General features: G+C 33.6%; 13 protein-coding genes. All 13 read right to left on the reverse strand.

Translation table 11 applies throughout. The features are described from left to right. Positions 1–194: 194 nt before the first annotated feature. The gene (locus B3I31_RS05020) at positions 195–575 is read right to left on the reverse strand and encodes a VanZ family protein (protein WP_291059681.1); all 381 of its coding nucleotides are present in this window, start codon (positions 573–575) and stop codon (positions 195–197) included. Beyond that, a complete protein-coding gene (gcvH, locus tag B3I31_RS05025; RefSeq protein ID WP_038335019.1) occupies positions 568–948 on the reverse strand; it encodes a glycine cleavage system protein GcvH in 381 nt (126 codons plus the stop codon). The genes B3I31_RS05020 and gcvH overlap by 8 nt, the downstream gene beginning before the upstream one ends. A gap of 21 nt (positions 949–969) precedes the next feature. After that, positions 970–8,163 (reverse strand): cell surface protein SprA, encoded by a 7,194-nt coding sequence (sprA, locus tag B3I31_RS05030; RefSeq protein WP_286495311.1) that lies wholly within the window; start codon positions 8,161–8,163, stop codon positions 970–972. Continuing rightward, a complete protein-coding gene (gene ruvA / locus B3I31_RS05035; RefSeq protein WP_219033851.1) occupies positions 8,163–8,744 on the reverse strand; it encodes a Holliday junction branch migration protein RuvA in 582 nt (193 codons plus the stop codon). The genes sprA and ruvA overlap by 1 nt, the downstream gene beginning before the upstream one ends. Before the next feature lie 158 nt (positions 8,745–8,902). Further along, positions 8,903–10,165: a serine hydrolase gene (locus B3I31_RS05040; RefSeq protein ID WP_291049691.1), complete on the reverse strand. Its 1,263-nt coding sequence runs from the start codon at positions 10,163–10,165 to the stop codon at positions 8,903–8,905. 240 nt (positions 10,166–10,405) lie between these two features. Beyond that, the gene (locus B3I31_RS05045; RefSeq protein ID WP_286495313.1) at positions 10,406–11,542 is read right to left on the reverse strand and encodes a helix-turn-helix domain-containing protein; all 1,137 of its coding nucleotides are present in this window, start codon (positions 11,540–11,542) and stop codon (positions 10,406–10,408) included. A 145-nt stretch (positions 11,543–11,687) separates the two neighbouring features. Then, entirely contained in the window at positions 11,688–12,404 is a 717-nt protein-coding gene (locus B3I31_RS05050; protein WP_280051212.1) for a sulfite exporter TauE/SafE family protein, read from the reverse strand. Further along, the gene (locus tag B3I31_RS05055) at positions 12,389–12,832 is read right to left on the reverse strand and encodes a FixH family protein (RefSeq protein WP_286495315.1); all 444 of its coding nucleotides are present in this window, start codon (positions 12,830–12,832) and stop codon (positions 12,389–12,391) included. The genes B3I31_RS05050 and B3I31_RS05055 overlap by 16 nt, the downstream gene beginning before the upstream one ends. A gap of 4 nt (positions 12,833–12,836) precedes the next feature. Then, positions 12,837–14,318, reverse strand: coding sequence for a cytochrome c oxidase accessory protein CcoG (gene ccoG, locus B3I31_RS05060; protein ID WP_221854265.1), 1,482 nt, complete (start codon positions 14,316–14,318; stop codon positions 12,837–12,839). Positions 14,319–14,421: 103 nt separating this feature from the next. Further along, the gene (locus tag B3I31_RS05065; protein ID WP_286495316.1) at positions 14,422–15,369 is read right to left on the reverse strand and encodes a cbb3-type cytochrome c oxidase N-terminal domain-containing protein; all 948 of its coding nucleotides are present in this window, start codon (positions 15,367–15,369) and stop codon (positions 14,422–14,424) included. Positions 15,370–15,565: 196 nt separating this feature from the next. Beyond that, the gene (ccoO, locus tag B3I31_RS05070; protein ID WP_221854267.1) at positions 15,566–17,833 is read right to left on the reverse strand and encodes a cytochrome-c oxidase, cbb3-type subunit II; all 2,268 of its coding nucleotides are present in this window, start codon (positions 17,831–17,833) and stop codon (positions 15,566–15,568) included. Next, positions 17,833–17,997 (reverse strand): cbb3-type cytochrome oxidase assembly protein CcoS, encoded by a 165-nt coding sequence (gene ccoS / locus B3I31_RS05075; RefSeq protein WP_019974626.1) that lies wholly within the window; start codon positions 17,995–17,997, stop codon positions 17,833–17,835. The genes ccoO and ccoS overlap by 1 nt, the downstream gene beginning before the upstream one ends. Positions 17,998–18,076: 79 nt before the next feature. Further along, positions 18,077–20,473, reverse strand: coding sequence for a heavy metal translocating P-type ATPase (locus B3I31_RS05080; RefSeq protein ID WP_286495317.1), 2,397 nt, complete (start codon positions 20,471–20,473; stop codon positions 18,077–18,079). Positions 20,474–20,515 lie beyond the last annotated feature (42 nt).

Here is a 20,515-nt window from a genome sequence, read left to right on the forward strand (position 1 = left end):
CAAGCGAAAGGTTGCTTTTTTTTATTTTGATGTGATGTTGAAACGAGTTCAATATGACTTACGTATAAATGTCATTCTGAATAAAACGTTAGTAGAATGAAGAATCGAAGATTCCTCCTAACGTCGGAATGACATTTTCTTAGTTTACACTTGAATAAGTCAAAAAGATAAGAAAAACAAAAAACTCAGTAATACTACTGAGTTTTTTTATGTTGTAAATAATATGCTATTGCGATATATGCGAGGGAGATTCCGGATAAGTTTGCCATTAAATCGACAAAATCAAAACTACGATAAAGTGATGTTAAAATACCTTGCAAAATTTCGATAAGAAAACTTACCAAAAACGGAATTATCATCAAGCGCAGAGTTGTTATTTTGTATGCGACAAATAACAAAATCGTCATCATCCCAAACATTCCACAATGTACAATTTTATCTAAATTATCAATCTCCAAAAAGATTTCTAATTCTTTGATTGTGCTTAATTTCGAGAAATTTTCTTGTGGAAGTAGCGTCAGATAAAACACCAACGCTACATATGCAAAGAATATTATTTTTTTTGTCTTATGCACCAATTAATTCTCCGTAAGCAGCTGCGTCTAATAAAGCATCTAATTGAGAAGCATCTTCAATTTTTACTTTGATAATCCACCCTTTTCCGTAAGGATCAGTGTTGATTAATTCTGGCTCACCTTCTAATTCAGTGTTAAATTCTACAACTTCACCGCTAATTGGCATAAATAAGTCAGAAACTGTTTTTACTGCTTCTACTGTTCCAAATACTTCTTCTTGACCTAAAGTTTCTCCTTCTGTTTCTACGTCAACATAAACAATATCTCCTAACTCTCCTTGTGCGAAAGCTGTAATACCGATTGTTGCTACATCTCCTTCTACAGAAATCCACTCGTGATCTTTACTGTACTTTAAATTGTTTGGAATGCTCATAATGTTTGTTTTATTGTTTTTTTAATTTCCGAATGTAAAGGTAGCACTAAATCCGGCACGAATTTGAGAAATTGGAAAAGCTGTTGAAATTTTATATTTACTCATCATCTGATCCCAATAGAATCTCAAGTTCAAATTCTTACTTACGTTATAATCTGCCGTTATCTTAAACGTCATAATTCGCTGTCCACCTGTAATTTGCGAATCTCCATAAATACTTGTTGGTACGTTTGGATTTTGTACGTCATCAAAGTTATAAATTACTTTTCGAATTGTTGTTTGATTATCTCTTAATGAGAAATCTCCACGAATATTTAAGTCACCTTTGATTGTTTTCTGATTTCCTTGGTAACGAATCTTCATTTTGAAATCTTTGAAAATATACCCAAATCCAATAATATATTCAGATCCATAATCTTCTGTATACGTATAATTTGTTGTACTTAATGATAATAAACGATCTCTGTTATATTGTGCACGTAATTGCATACTGTTACGGAATGTTAAATCCACTCCCAATAATGGTGAAAATGATTCGATCATCGTAACCGCTCCATATAAATTCTGTGTATAGAAGTTTCCGTTTTCATCTTTACCAGTCACTTGTCCACCACCCATAATTCCTGTATCTAACATAAAGTTTGGATTGGACTGAATACCAGTTGTTGTATATGTCGAATTATATGAACTCGAAACCTCAACATTATCAAAATATTTATTAATAATTGGAACAGATTTCAATCCTGTGTACGTTACGCGCCAATTCGGAACTGGAATAGAACGATTGTACCCTAACTTAGACGAACCTGCATCTTTTCCTTGGACTGCCGCTAAAAAGGCTGGTAAAAGTACATCAGAACTTCTTGCATTAAATCCTTCATAATAACCCAATCCATCAACATTTCCACTACCTCTTTTCTGTGCTAAACGTCCAGAAATAGTTTTAGTATTTGTTAGGAATTGCTCAAAAATTGCATCTCCATCTTTGAAAGCTGTTTTGATATTAACAGTTGAAATATTAAGATTTGCTAATTCATCGATGTAAAGATTTTCGACTGCTAAATTAAATCCTGAATGATAAATACGACGATCTTTTGTGCGTTTTGCATTCAAATCAATTCGTAAATCTGGAATAGGCTCAATTAAAGCAGTTCCATTAAAATCAGAACCTTTTGTAATTTGATACGCATCTGTCATCAATTCATCACCAACAATCAATCCTCTTTCGACTAATTGTCGTTTGATATCGAATTGCGTTCCATAAACAAAACCTAAAGTTGGTCCATTTTTACCATCAACACCAAAGAAACCTGGCTCATACAATAATCCTGGAATTACAGCTCCATTTGTCTGATTATACGTAAAATTAGCACGCTTTAGTGATGATAAAACCATCCAACCATAATCTTTTGCTGTAAATTTATGTTTGAATTTATAAGCTGATTTCTTATTTGTACGACGTTTTTTAGCAAATAAATTTGTATAAACTGTATTCAACGAATCTATTTCTGCTCGACGTCCTTTTAAGATCGAATCGTAACGTTTATATCCTTTAAATTCTGGATAAAATTTTGCAAAATCTAAATCTCCCATCAAGTTGATCGAATTCGAGTTTTGAGCTGTACCTCTACCTAAATTCGCAATTCGTGTTGATGTAGAACCATCAGGATTTGTAACTTCTGTCTCAAAATTTCTGTAAGCTGTAGAAGTTGCAATCCAGTTATAATTCGAAGTAAATCCAGCTTCAACATTCATCCAATTTAAATATGGGAAGAATTTTAAAGGTAATTTATAATTCACCTGAAATTGTTGATCATACTGAACTGGACGTCCAATTGTGAACATATTTTGCCAAATCATATCTTGATCTGCACGCTGGAAAGTTGTTCCATCATTCAATGTCATTGTCGAAGATGTTAAATCTAAACGCAACGATTTTGTCAAATCAAAACCTAAATTATATTGCCAATTGAACAAGAAATTGTTACTATATGTCGGACGAATTAAACTCGATGAGCTTCCTCCACCTAAATATTGACTGATATCTCGATATTGTCTTTCACTGTAGGTACGCGCAATCTCTGTACGGAAAGAGAAACGTGTTGGCAAAGGATTCACATTAAATTCACGAATAAATTGTAAATATTTTCCTGATTCCTCTTTTGGTTGAACCGCACGCCATTTTTTGAAAGGCTCGTACGATTTTCCTCTAAATCCGTAATTATAATTAATCGACGCTCTTAATTGTTGGTTGATGTTATATTGCGTGTAAATATCACGGTAATAATTATCCGAATACATCATCGAAACTGAAAAGTTAGATGGATCATAGAAACGAACAGGGTTGTTGTTATTTGTTGATCTAACTTTTCGAATATTATTAAAAGCAAAACTTTTGAACTGCGTATAAGTACGAACAACTTTTTCTAATTCAGCTTTATTAGGCGCTTCATCAAAAATAATATCATTGTCTAATGGATTATATTTTGGATCGACAAAACTTTCCTGAATTGTAAAATCGAACGGAATTTCCATTCCCCATTTCTTTGGTAAGAATTTGTCTAATTTTACTTGTGCATTCAACGCATATTGTAATGATTCGTCCTGATTACGATTTGCAGGACCTTGATCTATCGCACCAAAACCTACAGAACTTGTGCTTCCAGAAACTTGTACATTCGCAAAATCACCTAAATTGAACTGCACATTTGCTGAAGCTGCATAACCACCTTGGTTATCAATTTCGCTTAAACGAAGTTCATTTACCCAAAGTAAAACTTCTTTATCAGACGGTCCAGAAGTGTTACGAACCCCAATCATAATTGAAGAGACATTACCCAATGTTGGACGACCTTTTACATAAACCGTTTTGTTTGGATTCTCTTGATCAAAAGCAAAATTGAAACGTTGCAATGTACTGAAACCATCAGCATCCCTTTGTTTTTTAGCATCTGTAAACAAATCTGTATTCAGATCGATAAAGTTTTCATCTGGCCAAACTGTGCTTTCTGTTGCAGAACTTTGTGGCGTATATTTCAACGGCATTTCATATTCATAGTAATTATCTGTATAATCACTACCTACACGAATAAATAATTTTGTACCATTATCAATCGCATTTGACGCTCTATCTAATAAGTTTTGAGCAGATACAAACATTTGCAACTTTTTGTATCGACGCAAATCTAAATTTGTATTCTTAAAAATAGCTTTTGAAGTACTTCCTGGTTTAAACTTCGCCTTCAATGTCATCGAAGCTTCGTTCTGAGATTGATATCCCGTTGTTCCTTGAGTTTGTTCACGATAAACTCCAGGAGGAATCATATAACGAGGACGATCTGTACCATTTCGTTCGATACTTACCTCACCAATTTCTAAATCATCAATATTTTTATCCTCCTCATAACCTTCTTGATTACTAATGATATAAGGATAAATGTTTTTTGTATAACGACGCCATTCAGAACGAACTAAATCAAAAGTACCAAAACGTAGAGTTGTTTCTTCCTCGAAACCTCGCATCACCATACGCATAAAACGAGCAGCTGTTAACACACTTTCTGCTTGTGCAATAGACGCATCATTGTTTAACTCTTCTACTCCATCTCCGTCAAGATCTAAATCAAAGTTATCAACAGGAATACGAACTTGATACCATTTTACATCATGTTTCGTTTTGTCAGGAAATTCTCCCTGAACCGTTTTTCTTGCAACAATAAATTTATTGTTTGGATCTTCTAACGTTTGACGGTTAATTTTTAATGTATACTGATTATAGTTTTCTGTCTGATCTAAATTGAAATCACCATTAATATCTTCTGTATCTGGCGTTAAAGATGATGCATGTAAAGGATTATCAGTTGAATTATTTCCTTGTGGATTTCTGAAATAACGGTAACGATCTTGAACCGTATTCCCGATTGATGCACCTCTAAAGCGATCATCTAAGAAGAATAAATAATTATCATTTGCAGGATCTAATTCTCCTGTCACTAAATTATTACTCGTAATTCCATAACGTTGCGCTTCTTCCTCATCTGTTAATCCATTATAACCCAAATCTTGTTGTTTTCGGGCAGCTCCATCCGTATCAAAAGCATATAAAATTGGATTTAACTGAGGTGTTAATCCCCATTTAGAAGCAACAGTCGCCGCACCATTTCCAGAATGAGGCAATCCATTTTCGTACATCATTTCGCCGTCTTTTAAGACGTCTTCTGAAACATTTCCTAAATGTACCAATAACTCTCCTTCTCCACCTTTTCCATCTGCATAAGGATCCATCATCCAAAACTCGATGTATTCCACATTCGAATCTTTGAAGTTAGAAACTGAAATAGGACGCATAATTGCTCCCCAGTTTTTCGTATCTACTGCATTTGGATTAACATTATAAGGTCCACGTTCTTGCGGATAGAATGTCATATCAAATGTGCTGATGTACGAATTTGTACCAGCCATTACATCACGTTGATCAAAAAGCTCTTTTAACTTAATGCGACGTGCCATGTGTGTTGACATTTGTTGATCTGTTAAAGGCGAACTTCCTCCCATACCATAAAAACGCGGATCAATAGAATACCATGATAACATACGACGACCATTGTTGAATGATAAATCGTCATTTTTCATTCCATTTGGGAAGAACGGGTGGTAACCAGAAGCAGAATATCCAGCAGGTTTTCCTGGTGTTGATCCAAATTTCCATGAACCAACATCTAATAAACTAATGCGCGATTGTGCATCTTCGAAATCGTCTATATAAGAATAACCTCCTGTCACTTTGTTCATTCCTGGCATCAAATAAGCCGCCTCTGCCTGAACACTAATGTTCGACATTTGGTCCGTTTTGATTCCCGGAATTTTATTTGTTAAACGAGTTAACCACTCAGCTTCTGAGTTATATTGTGTATTAAGTCCAACAATTGTGTTATTCACAGGTTCTGAACCAAATTGTGTTTTTTGCGTAACTGGACGTTCTTGGTAATTAATTAAAGTTCCGCCTAACATAAACTTATCACTAAATTTATGCTCGACATTAATTCCCATGAAACGTTTTTTCTGTAAATTAAATGTAGATTGATTTTCTAAAGAAACATTAATTGGTGCTCCAGAATTTTTCAATTGTTCATTAATGATTTTTACACGCCCCAACTGATAATCTACCGTATAATCTACGCCTTCCGTCAACGTTGCTCCACCAGAAGTTACTTTAACAGAACCTTGCGGCACATTGAAAGCGCCCAACGGAATACCATCTGTCACCGTTCCTTTGTAACGACCTTCTAACGTATAACGATTAGCTAATTTTTCGCCAGAAAGTGTATTTGGTAATTGACGATAAATTTGATTAAAAACATATTCTTCATTTTGACCTTTTAATTTATTGCTCAAATATTTACCAAAAGGTTCAACAGAAGTGAAAATAATATTTCCTCTTTCTGTATCAATTGTTAACCCTGGTTGAAAATCAAATAAACCATCACCTTTACTTCCGTCAGGATTTTGTTGTAATTGTCCGTTCGAATTTAATCTATCCATGTTCAGAACTTGAATTAACGATTGTTCTGAAACAGCAGAATTTGGTAAGTAATTTAATTTTCCAGAAGATTGTTCACCATTATCCTTGAAATTAATATTCATCAAAAAATCTTCACTCGAAACACCATAAGCATTTAACGAATAAATATTTTTCATCATCAAATCCCACATTGGCGAAGCCACATTAACTGCAGAATTTGGTTTGATTAATTTCGCAATAATTGGTTTATCTGTCTCGCTCGACATTTGTCCAACTTTGTATAATTTTGTCGGATCAGAGCTTAACGAATATTGAAACGAAACCGCTAATAAATCTTCACCATCAACCAAAGGCGTATTCAAGGAAATGTATCCTAATTTTGGATAGAAAGTGAATTCGGAAGCATCAAGTTTACGAACATTTTCGTTGACGATAAAGTTTTCTCCATCCTGAAATTGTTCTCCATTGAAAGAATATCCGTTCAAATAACTTCTTGCATCACTAATCTTAGTAAAACCTTGAGAATTAATCTCATTAAATAAGGCATTACTACTATTTTGAGGCGCTGTATCACCTTCTGCAATATCTCGCAAAGCGATAATAGAACGTCTATTCTGTTGATTCCCTCCAGATTTATCAACTTTCCAAACCTCAATATTACTGATATTGATATTACTGTTAACTGCAGGATAATTTGCTAACGCTCTATCGTAACTATTTCTAAAAAATTGACCTAAGAAAAAGTGTCTATTGTATTCATATTTTTCGGCAGCGACTTTAAAATCAGTCATCACACCGCCACCTTGAACCACAATATTTTTAGATTCCGAACGTTGTTCTGAAAAGACAGCCGATACATTTGTACGACCGAATTTAAGATCTGTTCTAACTCCAAAAAGTGATTGCGCACCTGTAATCAACGAAGTACTAAGCGGCATCGAAATATTACCAACCTCTATATTTTGTAGAATATCATCTTCTCCTCCAAATGGATCCAATTTATTCCCCAAAGCCTTTCTCCACTGAAGTTTCATTTGATTTTCGAAGCCAAAACCAGCTTGCGTATCATAATTCACTTTCATCTGAAGATTTTCTCCGACTTTACCCAAAATACTCAATTGCATACGTTGATTAAGATCCATTGTAAGCGTTTGACGGTTTTGTGGCAACAACATTGGGTTATCTATCTTTTGCAAGAAAACACCCAATTCTAAATTTGCATAACCTTGCGGAATCAATGAGATTTCTGATCCACCAAAAATAGTTTCGAAAGCTTTCGATTTCACCTTAAAACTTGGTAAAATACTTCCTTCTTTTTTTCCTTCCTTATCTCCAAAACGTTCTTCACGATAAAATTGATCGTTGGTTTGAGATTTTGTACGGAAATAATTTTTCATGTCTTGATTCTGAACCAAAGTCAGGTATTCTTGACGTGTCAAATAGATAGGTTCGGAAACTAAACTTGTTCCAATTTGAGGATATAAAATATACTGACGCTTTATCGCATCATATTGTACATCGTATTTTATTTGATTATCTAAAAACAATCCACCTTTTTGATCTCGGATAGGAAACTTAAGCGTATCACTTTCCTGAGCCATAACATCGCTCATAGTTCCCATTGCAAAAAGGAAACACAAAGCTGCTATAGTAGAGCCTTTACGAATAGTTTTTGGTTCGTTATGAATCTTCATTAAATTTTCTTCAAGGTTTCTTTTACTAAGAATTCCACGTCTGCATCTGGCTGATCTTGTAGGATTTTGTCCATAATTTTCTCTGCAGATTTTTTAGGAATTCCTAAAACTTCTAAAGCAGATAACGCTTCATTCTTAGATTTATTTTTAACCGAAGTAGAATTAACATCTAATATTAAATTTTGATCCAATTTATCTTTCAAGTCAATGATAATTCTTTGCGCTGTTTTAGCTCCAATTCCTTTTACACTTTGCAATAATCTGGCATCTTCTTGAGCGATTGCAGTTGCAATTTCTTTGGAAGAAAGTGTCGAAATAATCATCATTCCAGAAGCTGGACCAACACCGTTAACACTAATTAATTTCTGAAAAATTTCTCGTTCTAGTTTTGTTGCAAATCCATAAAGTATATGCGCATCTTCGCGAACGATCAAATGTGTAAAAATTGTAACCAATTCTTCGTGTTCTAAAGTAGAATATGTATTTAGTGAAATATTGACCCAATATCCGACCCCATTGCAATCTATTACAGCATTTGTTGGATAAATCTCGATTAATTTACCTCTTAATTGTGTTATCATTTTGACGTTTATTTAGTTACACTACATATAGTGATAACGTCAAAAATACGATTTATTTTGTAAGGATGAAAGTATTGATTTTAATGAAAGCCTTGTCAAGATTTAAATCTTAACAAGGCTTCAATTGATTTGAATTAAATATTTTGAGAAATCAATTTTTAGTTTTTTAACGCTTTAATTTTCTCAATCATTCTTTCGGCATTACCGTTGGTTCCGCCAAGGCTGATGGCTTTGTTGTACCATTCTAATGCCAAATCGTATTGCTTGTTAGTTAGATAAGCTTCGCCCAAACTATCAGCAACACTTGAGTTATTTGGAAACTCTTTTACAACCAATTGAAATATTTTTATCGACTCATTTATTTTGCCCGCTCGTAGAAATTCATAACCCAAAGTATTAAGTTCGATTGGATTTTCAAAACTATATTCTTTTTCGGAAGTATTTTTCAGTTGATAATAATTTTCAATCGCTTTATTGACGTCGGTTTGTGCTTCTTTTCTTAAAGCTTGGTAAACCGATTTTTTAGGAATTTCGAATGTTTTTCCTAGCATAATATCTCGAATGACATGTCCCAAATCCCAAACTTTATTCCGACTGTTGGATGCTAAAATGATAACGACATCGTTCTTCATATCATTTAACACCAAAGATTCAAATTTATAGGAAACACCGTTATGACGCTGCAACTCTTCATCTCTAAAATAATCTCCAAATGATCCACCTTGATGGTCTTTTGTGTAGGGATTATTCAATAATGTTTCAAAAGATTTTCTAGAAATTAAACGATTATGATTCATCGCATCAATCCATTTGTACATGTCATTAGTATCCAACCAAAGCCAACCGCTGACAAATTCCATTTCTGGACACCGAACATTATCCATATCATAGCAAGACGTTCGATTTTTATAACCAAATTTCGGATCAAACACGGAATTGTTCATTTTCAAAGGTTTTATAATATTTTTCGTAACAAAATCTTGGAAAGTCATTCTTGTTATCTTTTCAATAATTCTTCTTTGTAAAAAAACATTGCCGTTATCGTATCGGTAATCCTTTCCAGGTTCAAATAACAATGTATCTGTTTTTCTCAAAATCTTCCACGCTTCTTCATCGTTTTTCGGGACAATTAATCCATTTTCTATTCTGGGAATTCCGCTAGCATAATTAATCAAATGTCTGGTTGTTACTTTTTCCGACCATTTCGGCAAATCCAAATTATATTTCGAAATCGGGTCATCAAGCTTAAGTTGACCACGTTCTACCAACATCAAAATCGCAACTGCATTAAACTCCTTTGCAATAGAACCAAAATTGAAAATTGAATTTTTCGTTAAAGATTTTTTCTTCATTTCATCAATAAAGCCAAAGGGATTTTTGATAGATAATTTTTCCTTTTTTGGCAACCAAAACATTTCCATTGAACAAATCTTTTTCGTAGGATTTAGTCATTAGTTCATTAATTTGATTGATTTCTGTTTTTTGTTCAACCGGCTTTTGAGCTGAAAGAAAATTGGAGAATAAAATACTTCATGATATTAAGACAATTATTTTTTTCATTGTAATTATATTTTAAAAACTTTCTGCAAAGCTGATCTAAAAAGCGTTGATACACGACCGATTAAAAAAAATCGAACGCATTTTCAGCAAATAATTTTATTTTACAAAGCTTCCTTTCTGTAATCGGTTGGTGTTTTTCCTGTATATTTTTTGAAGGATGTATTAAACGAAGATTTGGAATTAAATCCAACTTGATACAAAATTTCCAAAACGGTCAACTCTTTTTGAGTGCAATCTTTTAGAATTTGTATGGCTTTTTTAATTCGATATTCATTTACAAAATCAAAAAAATGTTTGTCCATGTACAAATTAATCAAAGCCGATAAATCTTTCACAGGCATATTTAATTGCTCTGCCAAATTCTGAATCGTTAAAGATGAATCGAGATAAGGTTCATTTTTAACCATAAAATCTTTTAATGATTCTATTTGATTATTTTTTTCGACGTCGATTTCTAGTGTAGATTTTTGCTTTGGAATAGCTTCCTTAATCGGTTGCAAATTTTCATTAACTCCTCGGAAAAAATCAGGATTATTTAATGCGACAAATAGATACCAACAAGTACAAACAAAAAAAGAAAAACCATCTAGCATCACAATCCATTCCCTCAATTCGCCGAAACCGTAAGTGAAAGTAATCACCCATCTTATCAATACTAAAAAATGTACAACGTAATATAGAATGGTGATTTTGTAAAGCGCATTAAACTTAGAAATATCAGGATTTGCATAATTTTCGAAATAGACTGTTTTCGATTTTCGAATTACCAAAAATGAAGCAATAAAATAGATTTGAAAAAGAACTTCGAACAGAATATAAAAAAAATTCATTATCGGCGAATCATTCAACTCATTTATGAAACTAATTTTTCCAGCCCTATCTTGAAAATAAATTCCATATGCCATATACAAATTGAACGCAACGAATGGAATAGTGTGCCACAAATACTTCGGTTTTAAACGGAATTTGTTAAAACTAACCGACAAAACATAGAAATAAAATGTTGCTGGAGCCAAATAATTAAAACTCCAACGGAAAGCTTCTAGGTTGATGTAATTCACAGGAAAATCACGCATCAAAAACTTCAATCCATCTGCAGCAGTTGTAAAAAGAAAAAAAGCAAGTAAGCAATTTGAAAGTTTGTGCTTACTTTTTACAGTTACCAAAAACAAGGCAAGCACAAGAACAAGGAAAACTCCTATAAAAGCAGCGATTTCTTTAAAAGTAAATTGGTCCATTTTTGTAAAACAAAATTCAAAAATACTAACGCAATGATTCTTTAATTTTTATGCAATAAAGGTATTAATATTAGATTTAAAAACTTAAAATGTGAAATAAAAAACTCTTTTTCTTGTTGCGAATTATTTGAATAAAAAATGATAATCACATACAATGCTCATCCATTCCATTTAGCTGAAGTGCTTCTTTGGCTGGTGAAATGAAAGGAATGTTTAATTCTAATCCGCGAAGGATAAATAATACACCCAAAATAAGTGTGATAATTGGTAAGATTTTTAAGATAGTTTGACGTTGTTTCACTGATAAAAAATTACCAAATAAAACGGTGGCAAACATTAAAGGCAAGGTTCCAAGTCCGAAGAAGAACATGAATAGTGCACTTTTGTAAACTGATCCTAAACCAATGGCTGCTGTAAGTGAAGCGTAAACCATTCCGCAAGGTAAAAGTCCGTTTAATAGACCAACTATATAAAGAGAGGAAGAATCTTTCTTGATTAAGAATTTACCAAGAGAGAGTTTTACTTTTACCATCAAGGCGTTTACAGGACGAAGTTGCGTAGCACCATTTTCGTAAAATTTTGGAATCATGACCATAATAATCATCAAAACTCCAATCAAAATACTTAGATAATTTTGTAATCCAACAAATGAAAATGATTCGCCAATCAATCCTAAAATTGCACCTAAAATTGTATAAGTGGTTACACGTCCTAATTGATAAGTCAAATTACGAAGTGTAAATTTTAGTTTGTTTTGAGATTCTAATCCCAAAGATAAAGCAATAGGTCCGCACATCCCCACGCAATGCAGGGACGATGTAAGACCTATGGATAATGCTATGATAACTATTGTGAAATCCATCGAATGGACTTTTTAATCAAATAAGTTTGATTATTTTCTTTCCAGCTTAAAGTTAATTCGTATTCTCCATCAATTAACTTAACAGATGGTACTAAAAAATTCTTTTTATCAGATAATTTAATCGGCATTTTGACATCTTTTGTTTCGTCATCATTACGCATCAAAAAAATATCTCCTTTAAAATCGGAAGCAGTAGTTGCTGGAAATTTAAATAAAAATCCATTTGCTTGTACAATAACTTCTGGTTTCTCGGTCAAAGCATTTGCTCGTTTTTCTGCATTTATTTCATCCTGAAAATGAATTTCTTTTTCGTAATAATCCTCGGTTACCATTCCGCCTGTATCTCCTGCAAAATATAACAACGATAGAATGAATATCATAAAACATCCCAAAGCAATTGCTACATAATGTCCCCAATTTAACTTCATATGATTAATATTTGAATGGAGCTGAGAAGCTCGTTTCGTATTTATCGATTACTTTTCCTTTTTGATTGACTAATCCAATCACTACTTTTTCTTTGTACGATTTAACTTCATCCATTGGAATTTTCAAGAAGAATTTTCCTTGGATGATTTGACCTTTTTCCATGTTCAATTTATTCTCGCCTTCGTACATTTCTACTTTTGAGTTTTTGTGTGATAGCAATTGAACTGTTACAATTTGGTCTGCATTTGTTTTATTGTACAATGTATACTCGAATTGATTAACGTAATATTTACCTTCTACCTTGTAATCTGTTCCAGGAACTTTAAGGTATTTAGATTCTACATCAGACCGAGAGAACAAGAAAGCTGTCATTGCTCCAATTAATAATAATAAAGCAAATGTATAAGCAGCTAATCGTTTTGTGAATTTGAATTTTTCGCCACGTTTGATATCATCTTCCGAAGCATAACGAATCAATCCTGTTGGTAAACCGACTTTTTCCATTACTTCGTCGCATGCATCAATACAAGCTGTACAGTTAACACATTCTAATTGGATTCCGTTACGAATATCAATTCCAGTAGGACAAACAACAACACATTGACCACAGTCAATACAATCCCCTTTTCCTTTTGCTTTACGATCTTCGTTCTTTTTGAATTTTGCTCGACCAGCTGTTCCTTCACCACGTTTAAAATCGTATGTTACATTGATTGTATGCGAATCAATTAATACACCTTGGAAACGTCCGTAAGGACAAACCAATGTACACGCTTGTTCGCGGAACCATGCGAATACGAAATAAAACATTGCTGAGAAGAAAACTAATCCAACCAATGTTCCTACATTTTCGGCTGGTCCTTCTTTTATAACTGCGTATAAAGCATCAGCTCCAATAATATACGCTAAGAAAACATTAGCAATAATAAATGAAATGATAGCGAAGATGGTCCATTTCAATAATTTTTTACGAATTTTTTCTTCGTCCCAATCTTGTTTATCTAATCTAATTTGTTTTGCTCTATCTCCTTCTATGGCGTATTCTATTTTTCGAAAAACCATTTCCAAGAAAATTGTTTGCGGACATACCCATCCGCAGAACAAACGACCATAAGCCATGGTAAATAATACGATGAAAATAATTGTCGTGATCATTCCTAAAGCTAAAAGGAAGAAGTCTGATGTAAAAAATGGAAAACCAAATAAAATGAATTGGCTGTGCAAAACATCAAATTTGAACAATGGATTTCCATTAGGTAATTTAAAGAAAGGCGCTAAGATTAATATTGCTAACAATACATAACTTACATACGTCCTATAGTTTGTAAACTTACCTTTTGGTTTTTTAGGATAAACCCATTTACGTTCTCCGGTTCGCTCCATGGTTCCAATGGAACTACGAACATCTTCGTTCATTTGGCTGTTTTCATCCAAATAATCGTCTAAATTAAATTCATCTTTTGGGTCAGAATTTTGAACACTCATTATAGTGAATTTTAAATATATACAAATTTACGACTAAAAAAGAAAAGAGAGCTTATAAATAAGCTCTCTTTCAATATGATATTTGTTGTAATTATTCAATCAATTACTTTTGTTTCCATGCTTCCATTAAGTCACCTTGAGGAGCAGCTGCACCTTCTGCAACTGTTTTCGTAGGTTCTTTTTGGTTGATGTAATATACGTAAGAAGCTACTTTCTCAATTGCTAATCCAGATAACTCTTTACGTTGTCCAAATGCACGCATTTGAGGATTGTGAGGAGATCCATTGTAAACAATGTGATAAATATTTTTGAATAAACTATCTTCTACATGATTCACCCAGTAATCATCCGTTAAGTTTGGTCCAATACCTCCTTTACCACCTTCCATGTGACATTGTGTACAATTTTGCTCAAAGATTTTTTTACCTTGTTCTACGATTGCAGGATCGTTAGATTTGTTTACAGCTCCTGTGATATCAATATCATTTGCAACTGCCCAAATACTATCTTGCGCATCTTTGTAAACCATTTCTTCTTCGTATTCTTTGTCCATGTGAGCAAAGTCTGTGAAGCTATATGCCATTACGTAAACTACCATAAATACTACACCAAAGTAGAATAATGATAACCACCATTGTGGTAAAGCATTGTCTAACTCTTTGATTCCGTCAAAACCGTGATCTAAGATAATAGATTCTTCTTCTTCGTCTGATTGTTTTTTACCAGCACTACTGAACAATCTTTTGAAGTAACCTATTTTACCATCTTCTAAATATTTAGCTTGTTCTTCTTCAGATAATCTTTTAAATTTCTCTGCTTCAACAACTTTGTTTAAAGCATTGATGATTAAAAGCATCACGATTGCAACTGCTAATACTGCCCAGAAAATTCCTTGCGCAAACACATGTTTCAAGTGCACCAATAAATTGTGAATCATTCCTTGAAAACCTGGTTCTGGCACCACATCTACTGGCGTCACCATTGTAAACGCTAAGATTACTGCTAATAGCGTTAATGGGATAAATATATAAGCCGGGGTACGTTGTCTCATTTTGTATTATTTTTTTCGTTCTCTTCTGGTTCTAAATCTAAAGCTGCTGACTCGTTGTCTTTGTAATACTCTTTTGGTTTTTTCATAACCTTAACAAAAATCGTCACAAAGACTGCTATAAATCCTATTAGGATTAATGTCTGCAACAAAGATGCATACTCATACTGAGAAAGGAATTCTTTATAATATTTTAACATTAGTTACTTGCTGTCTCTACTTGTTCAGCTTTTATATCTGTTCCTAAACGTTGTAAATATGCGATTAACGCTGTAATCTCACGATCTCTTAACGGAACAAACTCTTTACCTTGTTGTTTAGCTTCTGCTTCTTTTTTCGCATATAACTCTTTCAAGTCAGATGCATCTTTAAAGATAGTTTGCTCAATTGCTAAAGCTTGTTTGTTCATAGAAACTTGCATACTGTCAAAATCTTCTTGTTGATAAGGAACACCTAATGCAACCATTGATTTCATTTTATCACGCGTCAACTCACGGTCTAATTTATTATCAATTAACCAAGGGTAACGAGGCATGATAGAACCATCTGATGTAGAACGTGGATTCCACATGTGTTTGTAATGCCAAGCATCTGGGTTTTTACCTCCTTCGCGGTGTAAGTCTGGACCAGTTCTTTTAGACCCCCATAAGAATGGGTGATCGTAAACAAATTCTCCTGCTTTAGAGTATTCACCATAACGTTTTACTTCGTCACGGAATGGACGAACCATTTGCGTATGACAAGCATTACATCCTTCACGAATATATAAATCACGTCCTTCTAATTCTAACGGAGTATAAGGTTTGATACTTGCGATTGTAGGTACGTTTGATTTTACTACGATTGTAGGAACAATCTCTACTAAACCACCAACTGCTAAAGTTAATACTGCTCCAATTGTCATTACCAATGGAGTTCTCTCAATCCAAGAGTGAACACCTTCTCCTTGTGCACGTGTAGAAGCTTTTGGTGCTAATGCTGGTGCCTCTGCTTCTTCATTTGCAACAAAGTGTCCAGATTTTACAGTTCTCCAAACATTGATAATCATTAAGATTGCTCCTATTAAGTATAATGTTCCACCGAATGCACGTAATGGATATAACCATTGTTTAAGAATTGTAACTGTTTGTAAGAAGTTACCATATTCTAATGTTCCGTCTGCTGCGAATTGTTTCCACATTAAACCTTGTGTCCATCCTGCAACATACATAGGAATTACCCAGAATAAGACACCGAAAGTACCAATCCAGAAGTGAGCATTAGCCATCTTAACAGATGCTAATTTTGTGTTGAATAATTTTGGAGCTAAGTAATAGATCATACCAAAAGCGATAAATCCATTCCATCCTAAAGTACCTACGTGTACGTGAGCAGGAACCCAGTCTGTAAAGTGACCAATTTTATTTAATGTTTTTGTTGCTAACATTGGACCTTCGAAAGTAGCCATACCATAACAAGTTAAGGCAACTACGAAGAATTTCAAAATAGGATTTTCTCGTACTTTATCCCATGCACCACGTAATGTTAATAAACCATTTAACATACCTCCCCAAGATGGAGCGATTAACATGATAGAGAAACCTGTTCCTAAAGCTTGTGCCCAACCTGGTAATGCTGTATAAAGCAAGTGGTGAGGACCAGCCCAAATATAAATAAAGATTAATGACCAAAAGTGGATAATAGATAATTTGTATGAGAATACAGGTCTATTAGCTGCTTTTGGTACAAAGTAATACATTAATCCTAAGATAGGTGTAGTTAAGAAGAATGCTACCGCATTGTGTCCGTACCACCATTGTACTAACGCATCTTGAACTCCAGAATACAATGAATATGATTTCGGAGCCGTTAAGCTAAATGTTACAGGGATTTCTAAATTGTTAAACACGTGTAACATTGTAATTGCTGCCCAAGTTCCGATATAGAACCAAATTGCAACGTACAAGTGACGTACACGACGCTTAGCAATCGTTAAGAACATTTGTGCTCCAAACAATACCCAAACTAACGCGATTAAAATATCAATTGGCCATTCATGCTCAGCATACTCTTTAGAAGTGTTGTATCCTAAGATAAATGTTACAAATGATAATACAATAAATAATTGCCATCCCCAGAAAACGATCCAGCTTAAAACATCGCTGTACATTCTGGTTTTCAACAACCTTTGCATTGAATAATAAGCTCCAGTAAAGAACGAGTTTCCAACAAAGGCGAATACCGCAAATGTTGTGTGAATCATTCTTAATCTACCAAAACCAAGTTTTCCTTGCGAATTGATTAAGCCTTGGATGTTCCCTCCGATTGTACCATCATCCGATCCGAAGATGTATTCTGGTAACGTTGGAAAAAACAACAAAGTTGCAACCAATACTCCAAAGAAAAATGCCATAACTGCCCAAAACAATGTGGCATAAAGGAAATACTTTACGATCTTATTGTCGTAACTAAAAGTCTGCATTTGCATTATGAGTCGATTTTATCTTGTGTTTTTTTATCATCTTTTAACATTCTCACTGCTGGGGATTCATCCTCATCAAATTGTCCTTTCTTATACCCTAAAAAGAATAAAAGAAGGAAAATTGCCCCCAAAGAGACACTAACTAATATCATTAATAATAATATCCCCATAGCTCCACAAAATTACAAAGCCCTAAGTTCTTATCACAATGATTTTGGTCAGAGCAGTATGTATAACTCTAATTTAAAATCAATCTAAATTCCATTTTGTTAATTTATCTGCAATTCGGGTACTTGCCGTTGCAAAAATTAACACTGAAATAGAACTTATTGGCATCAATATAGCCGCTACAACTGGCTGTAAATAACCAGAAACAGCAAAACTAAGTCCAACAATATTATACAAGAAACTGATGAAAAAAGCAATTTTTACAAATTTCATCGTGGTCTTCGATAACTTCAAGAAATTTGGAATTGCCGAAAAACTTTTTGCATCCAAAATTCCATCACACGAAGGCGAAAAACTGTTAATATCCTCAGAAATAGAAATCCCTACTGTACTTTGTTTCAAAGCTCCAGCGTCATTCAATCCATCTCCAAGCATCATCACCTTCTTCCCTTCTTGTTCCAATTGTTTGATATATTCTAACTTATCAGTTGGCGATTGATTAAAAATCAATTTTGCATTGGCTGGAAAAATAGTTTCTAAATATTCTTTTTCAGAATCATTATCCCCAGACAAAACGTGTAACTGATATGTACCCAACTCTTTCAATAAACGATCTAAACCTTTTCGATATCGATTGGTATACACAAATTTACCAAAAACTTCTCCATCAATCGCTATAAAAACTTGAGATTGATTTAATCTATTTTCATTAAAAATAGCATTCGTAAAACTTCTCGAACCAACTTTTACTTGATGTCCATCTACATCAGCTTGCTGACCTTTTCCTACAATTTCTTCGTAATTAGAAATTGGCAAATGATCATCAACCGTCAACTTCTTATATAATGTACGGCTTAAAGGGTGATTAGAGTTTCTAATCAGTGCTTTCACCAATTGCTTTTGATACTCAGAAAGTTCTTTCCCCTCGTATTGCACTTGCGCTTCATCACTTTCCGTAATTGTACCCGTTTTATCAAAAACTACATCTGTAATTTTCTCCATTCTTTCGACTGTTGATGTATTTTTTACATAGAATTTCTTATTCCCGAAAATACGCATCATGTGTCCCAAAATAAACGGAGACGATAAACCTAACGCACAAGGACAAGCGATAATTAAGATTGATGTAACAACTTCTAATATTTTTGAAGAATCGTGGAAATACCAATAAACAGCAGAAATTGCTGTAATAATAAGGATGATTAATGTGAAATAATGACTGATTTTATTCGTCAAAGCATTCAACTCAGATTCTTCTTTCTGGAAAGCATCATTGTTCCATAATTGGGTTAAATAACTTTGATTAACATCCGAAATAATTTCCAGCTCAATTGCATGACCAGATTGTTTTCCACCCGCAAATATTTTATCTCCAGCTTTTTTCTGAATCAAGCGAGATTCTCCCGTTACAAACGAGTTATCAATCATCGCTTCACCTTTCATCAAAATGGCATCGGCTGGAATAATTTCTTCATTTCTAATTAAAATTCGATCACCTTTTTTCAAATCAGCCAACAAAATTGGTTGTTCATAACCATTTTCTAATTTCGCAACTGCAATTGGATAAAACGATTTGTAATCTCGATCAAATGCCAACGCTTGCATTGTTTGTTGCTGAAACCATTTACCTGTCAACATCAAAAATAAAAGCATCGCTAATGTATCAAAGTAACCTGGCGAAATATCAAAAATGATATCATAAGTCGATTTAAACATAATCACAATAATTCCTAACGCAATTGGCACATCGATATTGATATATTTATTTTTCAGACCTTGCCAAGCCGAAACAAAATAATCGGTAGATGAATAAAAGAAAACAGGCAACGATAACGCGAACATTGTCCAACGGAAATATCCTTTGTTTTGATCTAACCATTGTTCTTTTACATTACCAAAAACTTCGACATATTCTGGAAAAGATAAAAGCATAATATTCCCAAAACAGAATCCTGCTATTACCAATTTGCTCACCAAAGAACGATCGACTTTGCTTTTTTTCTTTTTGTCTAATGTTTTTAGATTAATCGAAGGTTTGTAGCCTAAATTTGTAATAAATCTTGCCAAATCACCTAATTTCAAATCCGCATCACGATACGTAATCTGAACAGTTTTTTGTGTAAAATTGACATTAGAAGATATAATATTTGGGTTAATCGTATCCAAACTTTCTAACAACCAAACACACGAAGTACAGTGCATTACAGGTACATAAAAGGACACAACTGTAACGCCGTCATCTGAAAAATCGACAACTTTATCAAAGATTTCTTTTGTGTTTAAGAAATCAAATTGATGATTACTTTTTTCATCAGGACGCAAACCTGCATTACGATTAAGGTCGTAATAATCTTTTAGATTATTTACGTTTAAAATCTCGTAAACCGTTTTACAACCCTGACAACAAAAATCCTTTTCATCGAACTGAATAACCTCTTCTTCAATTCGTTGACCACAGTGAAAACAATTCTCTTCCATACTATTTTACAAAATTACTTTCCTTTTATCAGAATTAACGTT

Source organism: Empedobacter sp. UBA3475, from assembly GCF_002378465.1.
Taxonomy (GTDB): domain Bacteria; phylum Bacteroidota; class Bacteroidia; order Flavobacteriales; family Weeksellaceae; genus Empedobacter; species Empedobacter falsenii_B.